Genomic DNA, 21,488 nt, shown 5'->3' on the forward strand with positions numbered 1-21,488 from the left:
ACAAAACGACATCATCACTGCAGAAGTAAAAATGACGCAGTTTTATATTCTGGCTTGTAAAGCGCTTTCTATTAGCATAAATTCACAGATAGCTTACTTAGCTCTGGTGAGGTAAGATAAGCCTTTAACAAAGCCCTGATAAAGGGTTTGTATATAATAAAGCATGGAGTTATAGGATGAATTATTTTCTTGATGCACTGAAAAGATATGCTGACTTTACCGGCCGCGCCCGCCGTAAAGAGTATTGGATGTTTATTTTGTTTTACCTGATTTTTTACATCGCTGCTATGGTCGTGGATATCGTGCTTGGCACCTTCTTTATCGCCTTAATTTTTGCTCTGGCTATGATTATCCCGAGCATTGCGATTGCAGCACGGCGCCTGCATGATACTGGCCGCAGCGGCTGGTGGCAGCTAATCGCTCTGGTCCCTTTTATTGGCGGCATTATTTTGCTGGTTTTCCTGGTACTGGACAGTACTGAAGATAATCAATACGGGCCAAATCCCAAAGCGATGCCAGTAGCGGCTTAAACGCTTATTTCGTTCCAAGTCAGCGGTGCCTTTCAGGCGCCGTTTTTTATGCGACTACATCAGAACAATTTCACTTAAGTGGTCCTGCAGATGCAACCAGTGAGCATTGTAATACTGTGCCTTGCTTAAGCGGCCATAGGCAAAGTGGGGTGCAAGCGCACCCTGCCAGTGTATAAACTGCTCCAGCTCCATGATCAATTCGGCCTGAGCCACATCCACCGGTACTGCTTGATGCAGCTCTGGTGCCCCCGGCAAGGGTTCATTCAATGGGTGCTGCATCTTACCAACCGCACTAAAAGCTGCCAGGGCCGTTGAACCAACCGTCAGTTGAAACAAGCGAGAGCGCTGCTCAGGGTAGCCCAAACGTGAATAACGGACACTCTGGGCACAGTGCTGAAAAATTTGGCTGACGCTCCAGTCCCCAAGTGACGCCAGATGCTCAGACGGCAATTGCCGTAACTGACTGGTTAATTCCTGCAATGAGGGCCGCCGTAACAAAGCACCGACCTGGGTGCCCGTCCAAAGCACAACAGGTGTGGCAACAACCAAACCTAAAAAGGCTCTGCGTTTCATCGATCATTTACTCTGTTTCGTTGTGTTGCGTTTATCTTAACGTTATTGGCCAGTCAGGTCGAATAGTGGCTGCAACAGTGGTTCCCCAGCCAATACCAACAGATTTTTTAACGAAATAAAGGTACACTGCCCACACCAATGATCAGGTGAACCCCGAGACAGTTTGTGCTAACCACAGTCCCCTTCAAAGCAGCCTGGTGGCTACCTGGCGGTCACTTGCAGACCCTGGCAGCCAAGTACCTGCACCCCAGATACCATGGTGCTCTGATCACAGAATGGCTGCCACTCACCGATGGTGATGAGCTGGAGCTGTGTTGGAGTCAAACCCTGACAGCAGATTATCAGGGCCCGCTGGTGGTACTGCTGCATGGCCTGGCAGGAAGCAAACATAGTCATTATGTGCAAGGCATGTTTGCGGCTTTTGCCCATCTGGACTGGCCGGTGGTACTGATGCATTTTCGCGGCTGTGGCAGCAGGCCTAATCAGTTACCGCGAGCTTATCATTCTGGCGACACCGAGGATTTGCGTTACTTACTGACACAAATACAACAGCGCCATCCTGGTGCCAGGCTGCTGGCAGCCGGCTTTTCATTAGGCGGCAATGTCCTGATGAAGTACTGTGGTGAGCAGCAACAGCAAAACCCGCTACGCGCGGCCGTCGCAGTCTGTGCCCCACTGGCACTCGCCAGCAGCGCTAAACGAATCAATCAAGGCTTTAGCAAGCTGTATCAACGCTATTTACTGCGCCAGCTGAAGCAAAGCGCCTTACACAAGCTACAGCACTTTGCTGACTTCCCTATTCCACTTACCCATCAAGCCGTAAAACGTATGCGCAGCATTGAAGCTTTCGACGATGGCTTTACCGCTCCACTGCATGGCTTTTTAAATGCCGCCGATTACTATCAGCGGGCCAGTGGCCGGCAGTTTTTACCTGCCATTCAAGTGCCAAGCCTGATTATTCATGCGGCGAACGATCCTTTCTTAGCCGCAGACGTAGTACCCAGTCAAGATGAGCTGTCTGACCTGGTGCTGCATGAGCAGTGGCCATCGGGAGGACATGTTGGGTTTGTCGCCGGGCGCAACCCTTTCAAACCATTGTTTTGGTTAAACGAGCGGATCCCGCTATTTTTTCAAGAGGTACTGCAACGGTGATTATTCCCTGGCAACAGCTGGAAGCAGCAACACTGAACAATCTGATTGAATACTACGTACTGCGTGAAGGCACCGATTATGGTGAACAGGAAATATCGTTAGCGGAAAAAGTAACCCAGGTGCGGGCACAACTGCAGGCCGGTGAGGTCGTGCTGGTATTTTCGGAGCTGCATGAAACGGTCAACTTAATGTCAAAGCAGCAGTTCAACGAACAGTAAGGGTAGCTGACTACCCCTACTGCATTGAGTACCGTTAAGGCACCAACTTACGTGCCGTGTCCAGATATACCTGACCACGGGCTTTGACCTTAGCACCATCACTGTGCTCTGATGCCACATGCACTTCTTCCAACACCTCGGCCAGCTCAGCCAGTTCGGCCTGCATTTTTTCCAAGGCATTCTCCAGCGTGTAGGTCAATTGATGCACTTCATGCAATTGATGCGGAGTCAGGCTGTCCAATGCCACCAGCTCGGCCAGCTTGGCGTTGTAGGCAGAAAAGTTGTGCACGGCTTCAGTCAGCGTATTGGCTGGCAAGCCTTCAAAATGGTCTGGCCGGTCAGAGTGGGCCAAAACCGCCGTAGACAAGCTAAGTAGTGCGGTGCACACAAATATTTTGAGTCGCATTCTCAATCCTCATTGCTATCGATTAAGTTGGTTGAGGTCGCTGACGTTGTCTTGCAGGTGAGCGCTGTTTGCCACTCATCGAAATACAGTCACTCTGTCGGTGCTGTTGGCAGACAGTATAAACCCAAGTGGCCTTAAGATCATCAAGGCGACTAAAAAGAAACAGACCAGCCGCATTGCTGGTCTGTGTTGACAAGGTTCAGGCCAGGCTGCGTGATGAACGACTACTCACCAGCCACACCAGGGCCAGCAACAGCAGCAGGGGCCAAAGCACACTAAAGCCTACCACCAACAGCACAGCACCAGCCAGTACTACACCAAGCAATATGCTTTTCAGCAGTACAGCCCCCAACACATAGGCCAATCCCGCCAGGCAGAGTACCACTATGGCCGACACCAGTACATCGACCAGCAAAACCACGCCACCTACCAGAATCGTCCCCACAAAAGCCAATAACGCCGGCCCAAGCCAAACAATCGCTACCAGCAATGCAAAAACAATCAATACATTACGCATGGCTTGCCTCCTTATGCGGCTGTTTTTGTTTCAATGTCAGCAGCGCCTGCTCAATGGCCTCTTGCTGTTCCAGGCTCTGAAATTGTTGTTTTAACGACGTGCTGCTGGCCGAACGCCCGAGATCCATCGCTTCTAACTGCGCTTCCAAGCCATCGATTTTTTGCTCGTAACGCTCGAACTTGTGCAGCGCTTCGTTCACTTTGTGCTGATGCTGTTTACTATGCACCTGCAACCGTACCTCGGTGCAATCTGCCCGGCGTTGTGTTTGGTAATAACGCTGCCGCGCTTCATTCAACTTGTTTTGTAAACGGCTGATATCGCTTTCAATATCGGCCAGCAGCGACTGACTTTGCGCTTCTTCCTGCTGCACGCTGCTGCGTTTTGTTTCAGCAGCCAACCGCTCGGCCAGCGCAGCCCGGGCTAAATCTTCTTTATCGTGTGCTAATGCCCGCTCGGCTTTTTGCTGCCAATCCGTCACCGCTGCATCCAACTGCTGCAGCTGGCGTTGCAACTGTTTGCGGGCCGCGATGTGTTCCGCCGCCAGGGTACGCAACTCGGCCAGGGACTCTTCCATTTGCTGTACCAGCAAACGCAGCATTTTTTCCGGCTGCTCGGCTTTATCCAGCAGGGCGTGCAGATTGGCATGGATGATATCGGTAAAACGGTTCAGTGCATTCATGGGATTTTCCTTTTTCTACCTGGAGTAAGTGATGTCCCAATAGCATTTTCAAGAGCCGTGCCACATCTGCCGAAAATTAATTTTTCATTTTAAATCAATAACATTAAAGCCAGATAACTCATCTCTGGACCTGCCTTGCCACGAAGAGAAAAATAGGAGGTTGGTGAATTTCACCAATTAGTGCGGATTTTATGCAGGTGCCAATCCGCGTTGGCACCTGCAAACAGTGTTAAATTTTAAAACGCTTGCCATAAGCCAGCAGGTCTTGTGCCATCCGCTCCAGCTCGGTGGAAGTGGCATCCGCTTGCTGCGAACGGGTTTTGGTTTGAACCGTCAGGCTATTAACCTTGAGCAGATTTTGATCCATCTCCTGCACCACGGTGCTCTGCTGCTCGGTGGCACTGGCGATTTGCAATGTCATATCGGTGATAGAGCTGACAGAGCTCATAATGTCGGTCAGTGCACTGCCGGCCTGATCGGCCAGAGCGACACCGCCTTTGGCTTTCTCAACGCCGGTTTGCATGGTGGCCACCGCGGCACCGGAGCTTTGCTGCAGGCGGTCAATCAAGGTTTTAATTTCAGTCGTCGATTGCTGCGTTCTGGCAGCTAAGGTTCGTACTTCATCGGCCACCACCGCAAAGCCCCTACCCTGCTCGCCGGCGCGGGCTGCCTCGATAGCCGCATTCAACGCCAGTAAGTTGGTTTGCTCGGCAATCGCCTGAATCGTATCCAGGATCCCGCCGATGTTGGTGCTTTCCTGCTGCACCGTTGTAATGGTCCCTGACGCCTGCTCCACCTCAGCGGCGATGTCGCTGATGGCAGTAATCACACGCCGGACAATGGTTTGCCCTTGTTCAGCATGTTGCTCTGAATCGTGCGTCGCTGTCGAGGTATTTTGTGCGTGCTTGGCGACCTCGGCAATGGTCGCCGCCATTTCATTCATGGCGGTTGCCAACTGATCGATTTCAGCGGCCTGGCGTTGCAAATCCTGATCGGTTTCGCTGGTAATCACCGCCACATGCGCCGCATGCTCGGCCACTTTGTTGGCATTGCCGATTAAACCTGCCATCAAATCATGCAGTTGCTGTTGCATCTCATTAAATGCCAGCGCAGCCATCCCGACTTCATCGTTACTGGCAACCTGCAAAGGCTCACCGGTTAAATCACCAGCAGCAATTTGCTGGGCACGGTTCTTCAGCGTTTTCATCGGCTCAGAAATCAAGCGACGCAACAGGAAAATTAAGGCAATGGCAATAACAATCGTCAGTGCCATTGCCGTCCAGACCAAGCCCATGGAACGACGGTCGGAGCGCTCCGCTTTGGCAATAATGGCATCACGCTCGGCCTGAAAGAGCTGAGCAACCTCATTCAGATAACTGCGCATATCGCTTAAATGTTGCAGGGTTTGCTGCTGATAAATGCGAATTTGTTCTTGTGGGCTGGCTGCTACGATGGCTTTGGCAGTGGCATGCAGCTCACGATGAGGGCGATCCATCGCATCCAGGGCACGTTTTAGTTCAGGACTTGCCGTGTGATAAGCTTCCGATGCGCGAAAAGCATCGTACCAGCGGCCAAAGTTGCACTGGGTGGGCTCGAGCTGCCCACGAAAAGGTTGTTGCAGCAGCATGCTGCTGGCCAGCTCATTGGCCCAGTTCAGGTGATCAATTTCCCGTTGCATTTGCAAGATGGACAGCTCACGCTTTTCTGCTGCAGCACTGCGGGCAGCATTCATGGTGTTTTGTGCCAGCTGCACGACCACCGCGACCACCACCATCAGAACCGCCAGCAAGCTAAAACTCAGGGTTAATTTTTTTCCAACCGAGAACGCCTTTGTTGCCATGCCCACCTCGTACATTCATCTTCACTTAAAAAGATAGCTTACCCTATAGAACAGGGCTTTACTTTGTGCTTGCGCAAAAAAACGGCCCGAAGACCGTTGTCCTGAGCCCGGCCAGGCCGTTAAAAGCTAAAAACTTTTACCGCCGGATTCAGCATCTTTTCGGCAATCCGCGGCGGCTGCGCTGGCGTTACGCCATCGAGCAGCGCATCGGCGGTGGCAGGCTTGTTCGGTAAATACAGTGCACACACCTCAACACTGGCGCCGCCAGACATTAATTGCTGCAGCAACTGAGCTGGTGTGACGTCTCTTGGCTTTAACGTCGGGCTTTCATGGCCTTTGAGTGCCAAGTCGCCGGCCCCATCACACAGCAGTACCGAGACATTGGCACCTTGCTGTTGCATCTGGCCGGCCAGTACCATCGCCATGCCCTGGGTTTGCAAGGACGAGCTGGTCAGGTAGACAAAGACATCGTTATCGGCGTGAGCGGCTGTGCTGACAACAGCGGCACAAGCCAGGGTTTGCCATAGTTTCATCGGTGGTTCTCCTTCGTGGTTTTCATCGTAATTTGCATCGTAGTTTTCACAGCGGTTTTCGTAGAGGTTTGCAAGCAGTGGTTTGCAATCGGATGCGCTGTATCGTTGTCATTTAATGCTGTGCCGTTTCGGCTGTTGGGGCTGTCCAGGCGACATCCGCTGGCACCCGGTAGCTCCAGGGCAAGCCGGAATTGCGCCAGCCATCCAGCGCCCGTACGCCTTTGGATGGCCCATCTTCTAAGGTATTGCCTTCAAAGCCATCGGTCACCGACCAGACATTGTGGAAACCATAACCTGCCAGCCGGTCCACCGCCGGCGCACTGCGGGTCGCACCGCTGCGGCAGATGAGGATAATGGCATCGTCTTTTTGCACACCGAGTGCTTGCAAGCGGCTCAGTAACTGCTGATCAAACTGCGGGTTCGGCTGCATCGGCCAGGTTTGCTGATCCGCATTCAGCCGACTGGTATCGGTCAGCAACCAGGGCACATGAATTTTGGTTGGGGTGGCAAAACCGGTAAACTTTATTTCCACCGGATCGCGTACATCCACCAGCACCGCCTTCGGGTCTTGCTCCAGCATCGCATAGGCTTCTTTGGCCGTCACATAGAGCCCAAGACTGCTTTGGCTGGGATCCTTGCTGCTGGCAACAGGGTTGCCAATGGCTGCGAAAACCGCACCACTTACTAAGCAAGCCAGCATGGCAAGGCTTTGAAAGAACTTCATGATATCGTCTCCTGCGTGGTTGTATCCAAATTTAAAGAAAGCTCTGGCCAGCCATCAGCCAAAAAATCTGGCCGGTGATGAAGCAGCAATAACACCAGGCGGCCTTGCATCCAGGGCTGGATGGCTTGCCAGATCCGTGCTGCCTGCGCCTGATCCAGGCCATAGAAAGGTTCATCCAGAATCACCAGCCGAGGTGAGCGAAGCAGCCAGCGCGCCAGGTTAATGCGCCGGGCCTGGCCGCCCGACACTTGCTGGCCACTATCGCCCAACCAGGTGTCCAGTTGCTTCGGCAGCGATTGTGCCCACTGATCCAACTCGACCTGGGTCAGCACTTGCCACAATCGCTGTTCGGTCACATCGGTCAGGCCCACCATCAGATTGGTACGAAGTGTATCGGCCAGCATGCCACTTTGCTGGCTTAACAGCGCCACCTGCTGGTGAAGCCCCGCTTGTTGCCATGCCGAGCGCACCCTGCCATTCCAGCGAAGCTCTACAGCGCCGGGCAAGGTGTCACGAACCAATAGCTCTGCCAGGCTGCTTTTGCCGGTGCCGGATGCACCACTGACCAACAACACCGGTCGCTCTGTCGATAGGTGAAGGGCTAATGGCCGCTGCAAGCTTGCCGCAACACGACCGTACCGATGCAGTTGCAGCTGCACGGTGTTCAGCGCTTCGTCGCCCGTTGCTGCCGCAGGCTCCGGCTGGGTAGCCAGCGGATACAACCGCTTGGCCGCAAACCAGCTACGACCGGCACTGGCCAGTTGTCCGGGTAAAGGTTGCAGCAGCTCACTAAGCGCCAGCACGGGCAACACCAGCATCACCGCAACCGGCCCGGAAAACCAGCCATGCTGGTAACCAGTAACCGACAGCAGCGCCACAAAGAGCACCAGACCACCGTGCAGTAATTGCAGCAGCAACTGGCTAAGCGCCTGCTGCTGGCTAACACGATGTTGTTTTCCATCGATCAGCGCAAGCAACCGCACAACAGCCTGCTGCTCTGCCTGCAATTGCCCGGCTACCCGCAGCTCGTCCAGTCCTTCCAGCTGTGTAATCACCTGCTGCCGGCTCTCATTAAGCAGAGCGCTGAGTTGATAATTTAAAGCCACGCTTTGCCGGATAAACAGGGCCAGGATCAGCAACAGCAGCGGCAAGCCAACCAGCAAGAACCCCAGCGCCAGTGCTACCGACCAAACGGCAAAAAAACCACCCAGCAGCAGCCAAACCAGCAGCAAACTGGCCGGTGGCAGTAACAAGCGCAGCAAAACGGTATCCAGTTGTTCCAGATCCGTGGTCAGGCGATTCAGCCAGTCGGCATCTTGCGCCTGCTGCAGCGCGCTATCGGGCAAACGTGCCAGCCCCTGAAATAACTGAACCCGCACTCTCGCCAGTTGCTCCAGTACCAGCTGATGACTGAATACCCTTTCTGCGTAGCGGCTGATTGTACGGCCCAGCGCAAAAAAACGAATGCCACTGCCTGGCATGTACAGCTCCAGAAAAGCACTGCCGCCGGCCAGCAGGATGGCCCCGACCACGGCCGTGGCGGTAATAAACCAGCCAGATAAACCCAATAAGGCCAGGCCAAACAGTGCGGTCAGCAAGGTCAAAGCAGCAGCCAGCAGCAAGCGTCCCCGGTGTTGCCACACCAGCAATTGCAACCAATACTGCAGCATGGTGCGATCATTGCTCATAGCAGCGCCTCACTGAGCCCAGTGCCTGCATCTACGGCAGCAAAAAACCAGTAGTGATCAGCCAGTTGTTGCATGGCCGGATCATGGCTGGCAATCAGCAACCATTGGCAGCTTTTGCGCTGCGCCAACACTGCCATCACCAGCGCTTTACTCTGCTGATCCAACCTGGCAGTGGGCTCATCCAACAGCAGCACTGAAGCTGGAGCCAGCAAAGCACGAGCTAGCATCAGCCGCTGCAGCTGACCACCTGAAAGCGCCGTGACGGCTGGGTTCAGTGGCGTCGCCAGCCCATTCGTTTGCTCGGCCAACAGCGGGGCTAGCCCCAGCTGCTCCAACACACTCATCATGTCGGATTCACTGGCATCCGGCGCATAGAGCCGCAGATTGTCGGCCCAGCTGCCAGGTTTTATCCAGGGTTGCTGCGGCAGATACACCATGCGGTGGTGTTTATTCGGCCAATGAAAAGCCCCTGCTTTGGCAGGGATTAAGCCAGCGAGTGTTTTTAGTGCGGTGGTTTTACCGCTACCGGAAGGGCCACTCAACAGCAGGCAATGATGCTCAGGCACCGTCAGTGTCACAGGCGGCGGCCTGAGCGCTTGTGTCGGATAGGCGCTGACCAGCTCAGTCAGTTGCAGAGCACGGCTGTCGGATGGCTGCGGTTCAGACCTATCCGGCTCTGTCGCTTTGGCCAGCCAGGGCGCCAGCTGCATCGCAGCGGCAAGGGCTGCTGCTTTGTCATGATAGGTCTGCGCAAACTGACGAATGGGCTGAAAGTACTCTGGTGCCAGCAACAGGATAGTTAACCCACTGAATAAACTGATGCTGGCAGCAGGTCCCCAGTCAATGGCCCCGAACAGCACAAAGCCAATGTAGATAGCCACCGAGGCAACGGCGACACTGGCGAAGAATTCCAGCACAGCAGAGGATAAGAAGGCAACCTTTAAGGTCGCCATCAGCAGATCGCGGTAGCGGCCGCTTTGGCGGGCAATCTGCTGACTGCTCTGTGCGATAGCGTCCAGCTGGCGCAATAACCGCAACTGCTTCACCCGATTTAAAAAGTGTCCGGCCAGTCGCTGACGCTCCAACTGGTGGCGTCGGTTAATTTGTTCCGCGCCAAGTCCAACCAACACCATAAACAGTGGGATCAAGGGAGCTGCCAGCAACAAAATCAGCGCCATCAGCCAGTTCAACCAGGCTATCAGAGCCAGCATCAGCAAAGGCGATAACAGCGCCAGATACTGCTGTGGCCAGTAGCGGGCAACATAGCCATCCATCGTCTCAATGTTATCGCCCCACTGACTGGCCCAATCGGCAGCTGACAGCTCACCCAGGCGCCAGGCTGGCCCCTCCCGCCACAACTGCAGCAATTGCAGTCGCAGCGATTGGCGCACCGCAATGCTGGCCCGGCTGGCGCAATACTCCTGCCCCCAGGCTGCGCCAGCACGCAATACCAGCGCCAGCAAAAACAGCAACACACTGGGATAGGCCATACTCCACTGCCAACGCTCTGCAGGCAAAATAACCTCCCCCAGCAACCAGGCCAGAGCCAGCCACTGACCGATCAAGCCCAGGGTCGATAACAGTCCCAACAGCACAGCGCCGGTCAGCAATGGCCGTTGCTGCTTAATCACAGCGTGCAACAAAGCCTTCCCGGCCTGCACATCTGCCGCATCGCCCCGCAAGCCTTGCACCTTAGTGGTAACCCGTTGCTTTCACTTTGCCGCGAAATACCCAGTAGGTCCAGGCGGTATAGGCCAGTACAATCGGGATAACAAACAAGAAGCCCAGCAACAGGAAGAGTTGCGACTCATAGGCAGAAGCGGCATCCCACAAGGTGTAGTCCGGTGGCACCATGTAAGGCCATTTACTGGCCAGCAAGCCCAGGTAAGTAAAGAGGAACAAGCCCATGGTGGCAACAAAAGGCAAGCCTTCCTGCTGCTTTTGGACCGAGCGGTAGATAGCCCAGGCACAGTACAGCGCCAGCAGAGGCAGCAACCAGATGGCGCTAAAACCACTAAACCAGCGCTCCATCACCTTGGGATCGACAAAGGGGGTATAGACACTGATGACGGCAAAGACCACCAGCACCGCTACCAATAAACGCGGTGTTAGTTTATAGGCCCATTGCTGTACTTCTCCTTCAGATTTCATAATCAGCCAGGTCGCGCCCAGTAAGGCATAGCCTGCCACCAGCCCAAGGCCGGTAATGACGGTAAAAGGAGTTAACCAGTCAAAAGCCCCGCCCACATAGCGGAAGTTTTCCGTGGCAAACCCCTGGATATAAGCCCCCACAACGGCACCCTGTGCAAATGCTGCTACCGTAGAGCCGCCGGCAAAGGCCCAGTTCCACAGGTACTTGGAGGTTTTGGCTTTAAAACGAAATTCGAAAGCCACGCCGCGGAAAATCAAGCCAGCCAGCAGCAGGAACACCCCGATATAAAGCGCCGGCAAAAACACCGAGTACACCAAAGGGAATGCTGCCAGCAGGCCAGCTCCGCCCAGCACCAGCCATGTTTCATTGCCATCCCACACCGGTGCTACCGAGTTCATCATCACATCGCGGTAATGCTCATCCGGCGCAAAGGGAAACAAGATGCCCTGCCCCAGATCGAATCCATCCATCAGCACATACATCATCACCCCAAAAGCAATGATCACCGCCCAAATTAAAGTCAAATCAAAAGGCTGGTCCATTAGTTTTCTCCTTCCAGACTGGCGTGAGCAGCTGAGAATGGCCGCTTGGCGCGCTCCACCTCTTCTTGTTCATGCGGCTGATTGGCCTTTTCCAGGCCACCACGGAATACTTTCAGCAAGTAATACACCCCGGCACTGAACACCAGGCTGTACACCACCACATAGCCAATCAGGGTAAAGAGTGCCATACCGCCGGTAAGTGAAGGGGTCAGACCTTCGGCGTGGGTCATTTGCTCGTAAATCAACCAGGGCGCCCGACCGGCTTCTGTCACAACCCAACCGGCCAGCACCGCAATAAAGGGGGAAAGGCTCATCCAGCGCAGGCTTTGCAAAAACCAGCGGCTTTGATGGTAGCGCTGCCGGTAACGCAGCACCCAACCGGCCAGGCCAAAAAACACCATCAGTAAGCCCATCGCCACCATAATCCGGAACGACCAGAACACCAAAAACACCGGCGGCTGCATCTCTGGCGCCACTTCATTCAGGCCGGGTACCTCCCCCTGCCAATCGTGCGTCAGAATAAAGCTCGCCATATTCGGAATACCAATAGCAAAGTGATTGGTTTGCGCGGCCTGATCCGGGATGGCAAAGAGCAGCAAAGGCACACCGGTGTCAGTTTGCCAGTTGCCCTCCATCGCAGCCACCTTCATCGGTTGGTGCTCCAGAGTATTCAAACCATGGAAATCGCCAACCACCACCTGCATCGGTGCCAGAATTAGCAGCATCCACAGCGCAATGGATAAAGCTTTGCGGTTGCTTTCAAACTCACGCTTTTGCAGGATAAACCAGGCGCTCACGCCAGCTACCACCAGAGCGGCGGTTAAAAAGGAAGCCAGCGCCATATGGAGGAAACGGTACCCGAAAGATGGGGTAAACAGCGCCTGAGACCAGGACACCACATGGTACATGCCGTCACGCAGCTCGAGACCTCCGGGTGTTTGCATCAGGGAGTTGGCCGATAAAATCCAGAAGGAAGAAATAAAGGTGCCAAGCGCCACCATAATGGCTGCGAACAGGTGCACGCCTTGCGGCACTTTATCCCGCCCGAACAACAAAACCCCTAAAAAGGCGGCCTCGAGGAAAAAGGCGGTGACCACTTCGTAGCTCAGTACCGGCCCGAGGAAGTTGGCAGTGGCATACGAGAAGTTACTCCAGTTGGTGCCAAACTGGAACGACATCACAATGCCGGATACCACCCCCATGCCAAACACCACCGCAAACACCTGGATCCAAAACTTCGACAAGCGCTGCCACACTGGCTGGCCGGTTTTGAACGACAACGCCTCCAGCACAGCAATAAAGCTGGCCAGACCTATGGTAAAGACGGGAAAAATTGCATGAAAGCACACCACAAACGCGAACTGGATGCGCGATAGCAGCAGAGGATCTAACTCCATAACCGTTCTCCTGATCTGGGCTCACTCCAGCCGGAGCTTGCTCAAATTTGTCTAGCAAAAATACAACTCTGGACTAAAGTTATAGCATACACCAACTATATTAATTTTTTCTTATTGAAGCGTGCGACATAGTGTCGCAGATCAAAAAAAGTGCGATTTCACACTGGTGAAATCATCCATTCCAAGGTATTTTTAATTTAAGAGACTTCTTAACTACCAGGTGATACTGCGATGAAAACCAATGTAGGTGGGCTGGATAAAACACTGCGGATGATAGTGGGCATTGTGCTGATTGTTTTGGCCGCAACAGGCATGGTCGGTGTCTGGGGCTGGATTGGTGTGGTGCCGCTCTTGACCGGCTTATTCAACACCTGCCCGGCATACAGCTTGCTAGGCATCTCAACCTGCAAGCCCAAAGCATGACCAGTCAGACCCTGCAGCTATTTGACTCTTTGGTGTTACTGGCTGTGCGCTACGCCATGGCGGACACAGGGAGCGCCAGCTTGGCTCAGGTACAACAAGCCATGGCGTATCTGCAACCCCCCGGCGCAGAGCCCGCCGAGATCAGCACCGCTCTGCAGCGTTTGCAAGACGCAAACTTAATCACGGCTTGTGATCAGCAGTATCGGTTCAACGAACTGGCCGAGCGTTTTTGGCAGCAAAGTGGCGCTGATAAAGTCTGCGGTGTACGAGTGCAGTGGCAACGTTTGCACCAGCAATTGCAGGGGTTTGAACTTGGATCCCAGGAGGCTTTATGAGTACATCACCAACCCAGCCACTGCGGCGCAAGTTGCTGCTTGGACTGGCCGCCGGAGCGACCGCGGCTTCGCCAGTCGCCTTGCTGGCTAAACCCCTGCAAAGCCAGGCCCATATTGTCATCCTTGGTGCGGGCGCAGCCGGCATCGCTATGGCGAACCGTTTGCGCCGCAGCATCACCGGTGCCCGTATTACGCTGGTCGGTGCCAGGGCCCAGCACCATTATCAACCAGGCTACACCATGATAGCCTCTGGTTTATGGCAGCCGGAGCGGGTGCTCTCCAGCACCGGCCAATGGCTTGGCAACGGCATCGATTGGCTGACGCAGGATGTGACCGCTATCGATGCCCGTCAGCAGCGGGTCGAGCTCAGTAACCAGCAGCAACTGACTTATGATCTCTTGGTGGTGGCCACCGGCTGTCAGCTCAATTATCACGAAATTGAAGGCTTTGATGTCAGCATGATTGGTCAGCATGGCATTGGCAGCGTCTATGCCAGCCCTGCAGCTGCCCAGGCAACCAGTGCGCAAATCGATGCCTTAGTCAGCAAAGGCGAAGGCCGGGCTTTGTTTACTTTAAGCAATACCCCGCTCAAGTGCGCCGGTGCACCCTTGAAGATGACCTTTACTACCCTGTCGCGGCTGGAGAAAACCGGCCAGCGAGAGCGCTTTCAGGTTGATTTTTTCAGCCCCTACCCAAACCGGGTGTTTGCGGTGCCCACCTACAACGACTTTGTGCTTAGACGCTGGCAGGAGCAAAAGGTCGGATTCTTTGATCAGCGTGTCCTGACTGGTTTGGACGCGCCAAACCGCACAGCCTTTTTTACCCATAGTGATGGTTCACAGAGCCGTGAGTTGTATGATTTTATTCATCTGGTGCCTCCGATGAGTGCACCGGATGTGGTTCGGGCATCGGATTTGGTATGGCGCGAGGGACCTTTTGCCAACGATTGGCTGGAAGTGGATCAATACAGCCTGCAACATCGTCGCTATCCGAATGTCTTTGGGGTTGGCGATGTGATTGGCACACCTTTTGGCAAAACTGCCGCCAGTGTCAAAATGCAGGCCCCGGTGGCCGAGCGCAACATCCTGGCTTTTTTGAGTGGCCAGCCACTGACCGCCCGTTACAATGGGTATACCTCCTGCCCACTGATCACCAGCATTGGCCGCGCTATCTTGTCGGAGTTTGGCTACGAAGGAAAACTGCTGCCATCCTTTGGTTTTATCAGCCCCACAGAAGAGTCCTGGCTGGTGTGGATGATGAAAGAACAAATGCTGCAACCGGCCTACAATGCCATGCTGCATGGCAAAGTCTGAGGAGTAAACGAATGAGCCTGGATGGTATTCTGATAATCCTGTGGTACGCCGCTAAACCCTGGCTTTGGCTGATAGCACTGCTGCTGATAGCACTAGTGGCTAGCCTCTGGTTTGGTCGCAACCCAAAAGGAAAACCTCATGCACTGCTCTGGCCGGTTGTGATTGCTGTAGGCATTCTGGCCATGCTGCTGGCCCCAACCCTAACCCAATCGCAACTTAGTTATGTCGCCACCTGGCCTGATCGACTGATGCTGCTGGCAATGGGTGTCGGCTCTATGCTGTTTTGCTGGTTATTGCTGAAAAGTTGGTTCAGATCGGGCTAGCCTGGCTTGTCCTTCCATTCACAGAGACTACACTGAAACAAGCACAATGCAGTAAGGAGTCTGTCCTTGTACGCTTACATCGCCCGCCAACCAATTTACGATACCCAAAAGCAACTTTATGGCTATGAATTATTGTTTCGTGACGGTGAGGCCAATTGTTTTCCAGACATCGACAGCGATCAAGCCACATCCCGTGTATTAACCGAGCATCATTTACTGGTGGGAGTCGAACAAATTGCTGCCGGCAAGCTGGCTTTTATCAATTTCTCGGCCGAGACACTGATTCATCATTTCCCAACATCCATTGCTCCGGCTACCACGGTGATAGAAATTCTGGAAACGGTGCCAATTAGCAGTGAGTTGCTGCAAGCTTGTAAAACCTTACACGGTCTCGGCTATGCGCTGGCTTTGGATGATCATGACTTTGATCCAAAGTGGGATATCTTTTTTCCTTACATTCGCTACCTGAAAATCGATGTGCAGCAATTTAACCTGCTGCAAATCAGTAAATTTATGCAACGCATCAAGCACCATCCCATCATACTGCTGGCTGAGCGGGTAGAAACAGCAGAGCAATTTGAAAAATTAAAACTGATGGGCTTTACTTTATTTCAGGGCTACTTATTTGCCCGCCCGGAAATGATGAAACACCGGCAGTTGAACAGCAACCAAATAAATTTGCTGCAACTGATTGCGGAGGCCAGTGCCGCACACTGCGATTTCAACCGGTTGAGCCAGGTGATTGAACGTGATGTCGCTTTGTCTTACAAACTGCTGCGATTCATCAATAACTCAGCCTATGCCAAAGAACAGAAAATCGACTCTTTAAAGCTTGCTATGGTGTATATGGGAGAAACAGAGTTGAAAAAGTTTATCGCGTTGCTGGCACTGGCGAACCTTGGTACGGGTGAAAATGATGAGCGTATTGTTCAGTCTCTGGTACGGGCTCGCTTTTGCGATGAGCTGGCCAAACACAATAACCAGAGCAAAGACCCGCTCAGTGCTTTCTTAACCGGGCTATTTTCAAAGGTAGATGATTTGCTCGAAATGCCAATGGCCCAGGTATTGACCCAGCTACCATTACAGCAAGGCATCCAAAATGCACTGCTGAAGCGCGAAGGTGAGAGCGGGCATTTACTGCGTTTGATAGAAGCCTACGAGCGCGCAGACTGGCAGTTGGCAGATAGTCTGTACCGACCGCTTAAAGGCAGACACTCCCTTGCAAGTCTTTATCACGATGCCGTGCTCTGGACCAAAAATTTATTGCACCATCCAGGTTAACAACACATACCAACTGCGGCCACATGGCTACTGGTTGCTGTTGTATAGCGCGGTAGTATTCACCAGAAAAATAATACGAGTAACCACTTGTGCCAGATAAAATAAAACCCAGTCAATTGCGTCTTGGACTCGCCATCAAACTGCCACTGAGTTGGATGAAGCACCCTTTTATGTCGAGTAAAATGGTGCTGGAAAATAGCCATCAAATCCGCATTATCCAGTCCCTTAAACTGGATTTCGTCTACGTCTATCCAGAAAAAAGCCTGCCGGCACCGCAGGAAACGGTGGAAACATCGAACGACGAAGTACTCAGGCAGATTGACGAAGCTGCTGAGTATCGAGCCACGCTGCAACAACAAAAAACGGCCCGTATCGAAGCTTCCAAGGTACGACGGCGGAATATTCAAAAAACCGAAAAAGCCTTTAGTCATTCTTTTAATCAGTTACACAGCTTGATGAAAAAGTTAAGCAGCCAACCGGTGACGGCCATTGAAGAGGCCACCCAACTGACGACACAGATGGCCGAGCTTATCGCCCGGCCTGATGCGCTATCTTTGCATATGATAGCCACAGCACAGAAAGATCAGGAGAACCTGTATTACCACGCACTGAATGTTTCCACGCTATCAATGATGCTGGCCAAAAACCTTGCGCTAAGCGAGCAACAAATCCAATGGGTGGGCTTTGGCGCTTTGTTTCATGATATTGGTAAATTACGACTGCCAAGCCAGATCGTGCGTAAAAAAACGCCGCTGACCGCACCCGAACAAAACCTGCTGAACATGCATACCCAGTACGGCGCAGAGCTGGCTGAAAAATTGCCGGAGTTTCCACCAGAAGCCATCCCTATCTTACTGCAGCATCATGAGTTGGCCGATGGCAGTGGTTATCCAAAAGGATTGCAAGCCGCAGACATTGACCCACTTGCGAGAATTGTCTTGGTTGTGAACACCTTCGATAACCTGTGTCACCCTGGCCCTGGCCAGGCCACCCGTTCGCCGCACACCGCCCTGTCGTACATGTACCGAAATATGCGCCAACAATTGCCGGACACCGAGCTGAAGGTCTTGATCAAGCAAATGGGCGTGTACCCGCCAGGCACTCTGGTGCAATTAAGCGATGATCGTATCGGCATGGTGATCACGGTAAACAGTGATGCTTTGTTGCAACCGGATATTATGGTGTATGAGCCGGATATTCCTCGGCTGGAAGCCCCCATTCTAACCTTAGCTGAGGATGGACTGGTCATTGGAAAAGTACTTAAACCTCAACAACTGCCGACCGAAGTACTGGATTACCTGAATCCTTGTGCTCAAATCAGCTACCATGTGCAAGGCAAAAAATAGGGGCGCCTATTTTGCGCCCCTGCACTATTAAGTGTCAGCTTTCATCCAGTGCTCGACTGCCGCTGCCAGCTCATCCGGGTGAAACTTGGCAATAAACTGATCGGCACCGACTTTTTTCACCATGGCCTCATTAAAAACACCACTTAGTGACGAATGCAATACTACATGCATTCTGGCCAGATCAGGATCAGCTTTGACCTGAGCCGTCAGGGTGTAACCATCCATTTCTGGCATTTCAATGTCAGAAATTAGCAGCGGCACCTTCTTGGAGATATCGCCCCCTAATTCTTCGGCTTTTTTCTTAAGCCACTGCAAGGCTTGCTTACCATCGTTGACCAGCTCAATGTTCACCCCAATCGAGGTGAGCGCACGTTTCACCTGGCCACGCGCTACCGCCGAGTCATCTGCTACCAGCACAATCATATCGGCCAGATTCATCTGTGCCGCTTCTTTTTTCAGGCTCTCGCTAACTTCTTCATCTGGCGGGGATATTTCAGCAAATACTTTCTCAACATCTAATACCTGCACCAGGCGATCATCCACTTTGGTCACAGCTGTGAGGTAATGATTAGCCCCAGAGCCTTTAGGTGGAGGACTGATTTGTTCCCAGTTGATGTTGACAATGCGATCAACACCACCTACCAGGAACCCCTGGGTGGTTCTATTGTATTCAGTGACCAGAATAAAGGCTTTCTTCAAGTCCTGAATCCCTTTGCCCCCGGTAGCCTGACTGAGATCAATGACAGTAATAGCTTCACCGCGCAAGTGGGCTATGCCACGCACATGAGGCGAGGATCCAGGCATTTCTGTCAATTCAGGGCACTGCAACACTTCTCGAACTTTAAAAACGTTGATGCCATAAGGCTGTGGACCATTCAAGCGAAAAATCAATAGTTCCAGGCGATTATGACCAACCAGATTGGTTCTCTGATCGACCGATGCCATAAATTTACTCATAGAGGCTCCAAAATACGATGGGCATGCAACCAGTATAACCGAACATTTGATGGTTATCCTGTTTCAGATCTTGCTTAAGTGTAGCAGTGATTGAAGTATCTACGCGGAATTTTCATCCGAAGCGGCCTGAAATGTCTGGATGTTCAAAAAATCACCGGGCAATGCATTCTTAACAATGAACTTTGGCGCGATTAATCAAAAAAAACGATGGACTCATTCGGGAAAAGTTACTTTCGGGACAGTAGTTTGCTGTCTATAGTTGATACAGCTAAAGCGTGAGTACTTGCAGTGCGCTCAGTAAAACCAACCTGAACAAGGAGTGATGCATGGACAAGACCAATCAAAGCACCGGTAAATGCCCGGTGATGCATGGCGCCAATACGGCCGCCACTGATAATGTCATGAGCTGGTGGCCTAAAGCCCTCAACCTCGATATTTTGCACCAACACGACAGTAAAACCGACCCACTCGGCACCGACTTTAACTACGCCGAAGCCTTTAAATCACTGGATCTTGAAGCGGTAAAAAATGACCTCAAAGCCCTGATGACCGACAGCCAGGACTGGTGGCCAGCCGACTGGGGCCACTACGGCGGCTTGTTTATCCGTATGACCTGGCACAGTGCCGGTAGTTACCGGATTGCCGATGGCCGGGGCGGCGGAGGTACCGGTAACCTGCGCTTTGCACCGTTAAACAGCTGGCCGGATAACGGCAACCTGGACAAAGCCCGGCGTTTGCTATGGCCAATTAAGAAAAAATACGGCAATAAGCTGTCCTGGGCTGATCTGATTATTTTAGCCGGCACCATGGCTTATGAATCAATGGGCCTGAAAACCTTTGGGTTTGGTGGTGGCCGCAAGGACATCTGGCACCCGGAAAAAGATACGTACTGGGGCTCGGAAAAAGAATGGCTGGCACCATCCGGCAGTGAAGGCAGCCGTTACTCAGGCGAGCGCGACCTGGAAAACCCACTGGCCGCTGTGATGATGGGCCTGATTTACGTCAACCCGGAAGGGGTGGATGGCAAACCCGACCCACTGAAAACAGCGCATGACGTGCGGGTCACCTTCCAGCGTATGGCGATGAACGATGAAGAAACCGTGGCGCTGACCGCCGGTGGCCATACCGTCGGTAAAGCCCATGGCAATGGCGATGCCGCCAATTTGGGCCCGGCCCCGGAAGGCGCCGATATTCACGAGCAAGGTTTTGGCTGGATGAACCACAAAACCCGGGGTGTTGGCCGGGATGCAGTGACCAGCGGCCTGGAAGGTGCCTGGACCAGCAACCCAACCCAATGGGATAACGGCTATTTTGAGCTGCTGCTGAACTACGACTGGGAGCTGAAAAAGAGCCCGGCCGGTGCCTGGCAGTGGGAGCCGGTGAATATCAAAGAAGAGCACAAGGTGCCGGATGTGGAGGATCCATCCATTCGCCACAACCCCATCATGACCGATGCCGATATGGCGATGAAGATGGACCCGGACTACCGCAAAATCTCCGAGCGCTTTTACAAAGATCCGGAGTACTTTGCCGAGACCTTCCGCCGCGCCTGGTTCAAGCTGACCCACCGCGACCTGGGACCGAAAAGCCGTTATTTAGGGCCGGATGTACCAAAAGAAGATTTGATTTGGCAAGATCCGATCCCGAAAGTGGATTACACCCTGACCGAAGCCGAAATCAGCGAACTGAAAGCCAAGATCCTGGCCAGTGGCTTGTCGGTGTCCGAGCTGGTTGCGACCGCCTGGGACAGCGCCCGTACTTTCCGGGGCTCTGACTACCGTGGTGGTGCCAATGGTGCCCGCATCCGGCTAGCTCCGCAAAAAGACTGGGTCGGCAACGAACCAGAGCGGTTGCAAAAAGTACTGAAGGTGTTGCAAGCCATTCAGGCATCGCTTGGCAAAAAAGTCAGCATCGCCGACTTGATTGTGCTTGGCGGCAGTGCGGCGGTAGAAAAGGCAGCCAAAGACGCGGGCGTCAACATTACAGTGCCGTTCGCACCGGGCCGTGGCGATGCCACGCAGGACATGACCGATGCCGAATCGTTCGATGTACTGGAACCACTGCACGATGCCTACCGTAACTGGCTTAAAGCCGATTACAGTGTGCAACCAGAAGAGATGATGCTGGACAAAACCCAGCTGCTGGGCCTGAGTGCCCATGAAATGACAGCTCTTCTCGGTGGTATGCGGGTATTGGGAGCCAATTACGGCGGCAGCAAGCACGGCGTGTTCACCGACAAAGTCGGCGTGCTGAGCAATGACTTCTTCGTCAATCTGACCGACATGAGCTACAAGTGGGAGCCCACCGGCAAGAACCAGTACAACATTGTCGAGCGTAAAACCGGCGCCACTAAGTGGACGGCGACCCGGGTCGATTTGGTGTTTGGTTCCAACTCCATCCTGCGGTCTTACGCCGAGGTCTATGCTCAGGACGACAACAAAGCCAAGTTTGTGCAGGACTTTGTCAAAGCCTGGGTCAAGGTGATGAACAACGACCGCTTTGATCTGAAGTAAGACGATCCAAACAAAAGCCCCGCCGGTTGACTGGCGGGGCTTTTTT

General features: G+C 53.2%; 22 protein-coding genes. 10 read left to right on the plus strand and 12 right to left on the minus strand.

Annotated elements, in window-relative coordinates; genetic code table 11:
* Positions 1-176 precede the first annotated feature (176 nt).
* Positions 177-530, plus strand: a complete 354-nt coding sequence (locus QWF21_RS17085) for a DUF805 domain-containing protein (RefSeq protein WP_330089265.1) — start codon at positions 177-179, stop codon at positions 528-530.
* A gap of 54 nt (positions 531-584) precedes the next feature.
* On the opposite strand, the gene QWF21_RS17090 is transcribed toward QWF21_RS17085, so the two are convergent.
* Positions 585-1,103, minus strand: coding sequence for a DUF1569 domain-containing protein (locus QWF21_RS17090; protein WP_330089266.1), 519 nt, complete (start codon positions 1,101-1,103; stop codon positions 585-587).
* A gap of 165 nt (positions 1,104-1,268) precedes the next feature.
* Here QWF21_RS17090 and QWF21_RS17095 point away from each other — a divergent pair, with 165 nt between their 5' ends.
* Both QWF21_RS17095 and QWF21_RS17100 read left to right on the plus strand, forming a co-directional pair.
* Positions 1,269-2,255, plus strand: a complete 987-nt coding sequence (locus tag QWF21_RS17095) for a hydrolase (protein ID WP_330089267.1) — start codon at positions 1,269-1,271, stop codon at positions 2,253-2,255.
* A complete protein-coding gene (locus tag QWF21_RS17100; protein ID WP_330089268.1) occupies positions 2,252-2,473 on the plus strand; it encodes a YheU family protein in 222 nt (73 codons plus the stop codon). The genes QWF21_RS17095 and QWF21_RS17100 overlap by 4 nt, the downstream gene beginning before the upstream one ends.
* Positions 2,474-2,507: 34 nt before the next feature.
* Here QWF21_RS17100 and QWF21_RS17105 read toward each other — a convergent pair whose 3' ends face one another.
* The 10 genes from QWF21_RS17105 to QWF21_RS17150 form a co-directional block, all read right to left on the minus strand.
* Positions 2,508-2,879 carry a DUF6746 family protein gene (locus QWF21_RS17105; RefSeq protein WP_330089269.1) on the minus strand — a complete coding sequence of 124 codons (372 nt, stop codon included), beginning with the start codon at positions 2,877-2,879 and terminating at the stop codon, positions 2,508-2,510.
* Between the two features lie 199 nt (positions 2,880-3,078).
* Positions 3,079-3,396: a hypothetical protein gene (locus QWF21_RS17110; protein ID WP_330089270.1), complete on the minus strand. Its 318-nt coding sequence runs from the start codon at positions 3,394-3,396 to the stop codon at positions 3,079-3,081.
* The gene (locus tag QWF21_RS17115) at positions 3,389-4,075 is read right to left on the minus strand and encodes a PspA/IM30 family protein (RefSeq protein WP_330089271.1); all 687 of its coding nucleotides are present in this window, start codon (positions 4,073-4,075) and stop codon (positions 3,389-3,391) included. The genes QWF21_RS17110 and QWF21_RS17115 overlap by 8 nt, the downstream gene beginning before the upstream one ends.
* A gap of 229 nt (positions 4,076-4,304) precedes the next feature.
* Positions 4,305-5,915: a methyl-accepting chemotaxis protein gene (locus tag QWF21_RS17120; RefSeq protein ID WP_330089272.1), complete on the minus strand. Its 1,611-nt coding sequence runs from the start codon at positions 5,913-5,915 to the stop codon at positions 4,305-4,307.
* A 119-nt stretch (positions 5,916-6,034) separates the two neighbouring features.
* Positions 6,035-6,448 (minus strand): DsrE family protein, encoded by a 414-nt coding sequence (locus QWF21_RS17125; protein WP_305946424.1) that lies wholly within the window; start codon positions 6,446-6,448, stop codon positions 6,035-6,037.
* A 112-nt stretch (positions 6,449-6,560) separates the two neighbouring features.
* Positions 6,561-7,172 (minus strand): rhodanese-like domain-containing protein, encoded by a 612-nt coding sequence (locus QWF21_RS17130; protein WP_330089273.1) that lies wholly within the window; start codon positions 7,170-7,172, stop codon positions 6,561-6,563.
* Positions 7,169-8,860 (minus strand): amino acid ABC transporter ATP-binding/permease protein, encoded by a 1,692-nt coding sequence (locus QWF21_RS17135; RefSeq protein WP_330089274.1) that lies wholly within the window; start codon positions 8,858-8,860, stop codon positions 7,169-7,171. The genes QWF21_RS17130 and QWF21_RS17135 overlap by 4 nt, the downstream gene beginning before the upstream one ends.
* Positions 8,857-10,542 carry a thiol reductant ABC exporter subunit CydD gene (cydD, locus tag QWF21_RS17140; RefSeq protein ID WP_330089275.1) on the minus strand — a complete coding sequence of 562 codons (1,686 nt, stop codon included), beginning with the start codon at positions 10,540-10,542 and terminating at the stop codon, positions 8,857-8,859. The genes QWF21_RS17135 and cydD overlap by 4 nt, the downstream gene beginning before the upstream one ends.
* A 10-nt stretch (positions 10,543-10,552) precedes the next feature.
* Positions 10,553-11,554 carry a cytochrome d ubiquinol oxidase subunit II gene (gene cydB / locus QWF21_RS17145; RefSeq protein WP_330089276.1) on the minus strand — a complete coding sequence of 334 codons (1,002 nt, stop codon included), beginning with the start codon at positions 11,552-11,554 and terminating at the stop codon, positions 10,553-10,555.
* Positions 11,554-12,951, minus strand: coding sequence for a cytochrome ubiquinol oxidase subunit I (locus tag QWF21_RS17150; RefSeq protein WP_330089277.1), 1,398 nt, complete (start codon positions 12,949-12,951; stop codon positions 11,554-11,556). The genes cydB and QWF21_RS17150 overlap by 1 nt, the downstream gene beginning before the upstream one ends.
* 231 nt (positions 12,952-13,182) lie before the next feature.
* Between QWF21_RS17150 and QWF21_RS17155 the strand changes: the two genes are divergently transcribed.
* The 6 genes from QWF21_RS17155 (at position 13,183) to QWF21_RS17180 (ending at position 17,972) form a co-directional block, all read left to right on the plus strand.
* Positions 13,183-13,374, plus strand: a complete 192-nt coding sequence (locus tag QWF21_RS17155; protein ID WP_330089278.1) for a YgaP family membrane protein — start codon at positions 13,183-13,185, stop codon at positions 13,372-13,374.
* Positions 13,371-13,709, plus strand: a complete 339-nt coding sequence (locus QWF21_RS17160) for a hypothetical protein (protein ID WP_330089279.1) — start codon at positions 13,371-13,373, stop codon at positions 13,707-13,709. Before QWF21_RS17155 ends, QWF21_RS17160 begins: the two co-directional genes overlap by 4 nt.
* The gene (locus QWF21_RS17165; protein WP_330089280.1) at positions 13,706-15,022 is read left to right on the plus strand and encodes an NAD(P)/FAD-dependent oxidoreductase; all 1,317 of its coding nucleotides are present in this window, start codon (positions 13,706-13,708) and stop codon (positions 15,020-15,022) included. The genes QWF21_RS17160 and QWF21_RS17165 overlap by 4 nt, the downstream gene beginning before the upstream one ends.
* 11 nt (positions 15,023-15,033) lie before the next feature.
* Positions 15,034-15,345 (plus strand): oxidoreductase, encoded by a 312-nt coding sequence (locus QWF21_RS17170; RefSeq protein ID WP_330089281.1) that lies wholly within the window; start codon positions 15,034-15,036, stop codon positions 15,343-15,345.
* Between the two features lie 66 nt (positions 15,346-15,411).
* On the plus strand, positions 15,412-16,626 hold the full coding sequence (locus QWF21_RS17175) for an EAL and HDOD domain-containing protein (RefSeq protein WP_330089282.1): 1,215 nt from the start codon (positions 15,412-15,414) through the stop codon (positions 16,624-16,626).
* An 89-nt stretch (positions 16,627-16,715) separates the two neighbouring features.
* Positions 16,716-17,972, plus strand: a complete 1,257-nt coding sequence (locus QWF21_RS17180; RefSeq protein WP_330089283.1) for an HD-GYP domain-containing protein — start codon at positions 16,716-16,718, stop codon at positions 17,970-17,972.
* A 27-nt stretch (positions 17,973-17,999) separates the two neighbouring features.
* Here QWF21_RS17180 and QWF21_RS17185 read toward each other — a convergent pair whose 3' ends face one another.
* Positions 18,000-18,929 carry a chemotaxis protein CheV gene (locus tag QWF21_RS17185; protein WP_330089284.1) on the minus strand — a complete coding sequence of 310 codons (930 nt, stop codon included), beginning with the start codon at positions 18,927-18,929 and terminating at the stop codon, positions 18,000-18,002.
* 326 nt (positions 18,930-19,255) lie between these two features.
* Here QWF21_RS17185 and katG point away from each other — a divergent pair, with 326 nt between their 5' ends.
* The gene (gene katG, locus QWF21_RS17190) at positions 19,256-21,442 is read left to right on the plus strand and encodes a catalase/peroxidase HPI (protein WP_330089285.1); all 2,187 of its coding nucleotides are present in this window, start codon (positions 19,256-19,258) and stop codon (positions 21,440-21,442) included.
* Positions 21,443-21,488: the final 46 nt, after the last annotated feature.

The organism is Alkalimonas mucilaginosa, assembly GCF_036327005.1.
GTDB lineage: Bacteria > Pseudomonadota > Gammaproteobacteria > Enterobacterales > Alteromonadaceae > Alkalimonas > Alkalimonas mucilaginosa.

Excerpts from the sequence above, each read along its gene's own strand:
- QWF21_RS17085 (WP_330089265.1), top strand. The coding sequence starts at position 177 with ATGAATTATTTTCTTGATGCACTGAAAAGATATGCTGACTTTACCGGC.
- QWF21_RS17090 (WP_330089266.1), bottom strand. The coding sequence starts at position 1,103 with ATGAAACGCAGAGCCTTTTTAGGTTTGGTTGTTGCCACACCTGTTGTG.
- QWF21_RS17105 (WP_330089269.1), bottom strand. The coding sequence starts at position 2,879 with ATGCGACTCAAAATATTTGTGTGCACCGCACTACTTAGCTTGTCTACG.
- QWF21_RS17110 (WP_330089270.1), bottom strand. The coding sequence starts at position 3,396 with ATGCGTAATGTATTGATTGTTTTTGCATTGCTGGTAGCGATTGTTTGG.
- QWF21_RS17115 (WP_330089271.1), bottom strand. The coding sequence starts at position 4,075 with ATGAATGCACTGAACCGTTTTACCGATATCATCCATGCCAATCTGCAC.
- QWF21_RS17120 (WP_330089272.1), bottom strand. The coding sequence starts at position 5,915 with ATGGCAACAAAGGCGTTCTCGGTTGGAAAAAAATTAACCCTGAGTTTT.
- QWF21_RS17125 (WP_305946424.1), bottom strand. The coding sequence starts at position 6,448 with ATGAAACTATGGCAAACCCTGGCTTGTGCCGCTGTTGTCAGCACAGCC.
- QWF21_RS17130 (WP_330089273.1), bottom strand. The coding sequence starts at position 7,172 with ATGAAGTTCTTTCAAAGCCTTGCCATGCTGGCTTGCTTAGTAAGTGGT.
- QWF21_RS17135 (WP_330089274.1), bottom strand. The coding sequence starts at position 8,860 with ATGAGCAATGATCGCACCATGCTGCAGTATTGGTTGCAATTGCTGGTG.
- cydB (WP_330089276.1), bottom strand. The coding sequence starts at position 11,554 with ATGGACCAGCCTTTTGATTTGACTTTAATTTGGGCGGTGATCATTGCT.
- QWF21_RS17150 (WP_330089277.1), bottom strand. The coding sequence starts at position 12,951 with ATGGAGTTAGATCCTCTGCTGCTATCGCGCATCCAGTTCGCGTTTGTG.
- QWF21_RS17155 (WP_330089278.1), top strand. The coding sequence starts at position 13,183 with ATGAAAACCAATGTAGGTGGGCTGGATAAAACACTGCGGATGATAGTG.
- QWF21_RS17160 (WP_330089279.1), top strand. The coding sequence starts at position 13,371 with ATGACCAGTCAGACCCTGCAGCTATTTGACTCTTTGGTGTTACTGGCT.
- QWF21_RS17165 (WP_330089280.1), top strand. The coding sequence starts at position 13,706 with ATGAGTACATCACCAACCCAGCCACTGCGGCGCAAGTTGCTGCTTGGA.
- QWF21_RS17170 (WP_330089281.1), top strand. The coding sequence starts at position 15,034 with ATGAGCCTGGATGGTATTCTGATAATCCTGTGGTACGCCGCTAAACCC.
- QWF21_RS17185 (WP_330089284.1), bottom strand. The coding sequence starts at position 18,929 with ATGAGTAAATTTATGGCATCGGTCGATCAGAGAACCAATCTGGTTGGT.
- katG (WP_330089285.1), top strand. The coding sequence starts at position 19,256 with ATGGACAAGACCAATCAAAGCACCGGTAAATGCCCGGTGATGCATGGC.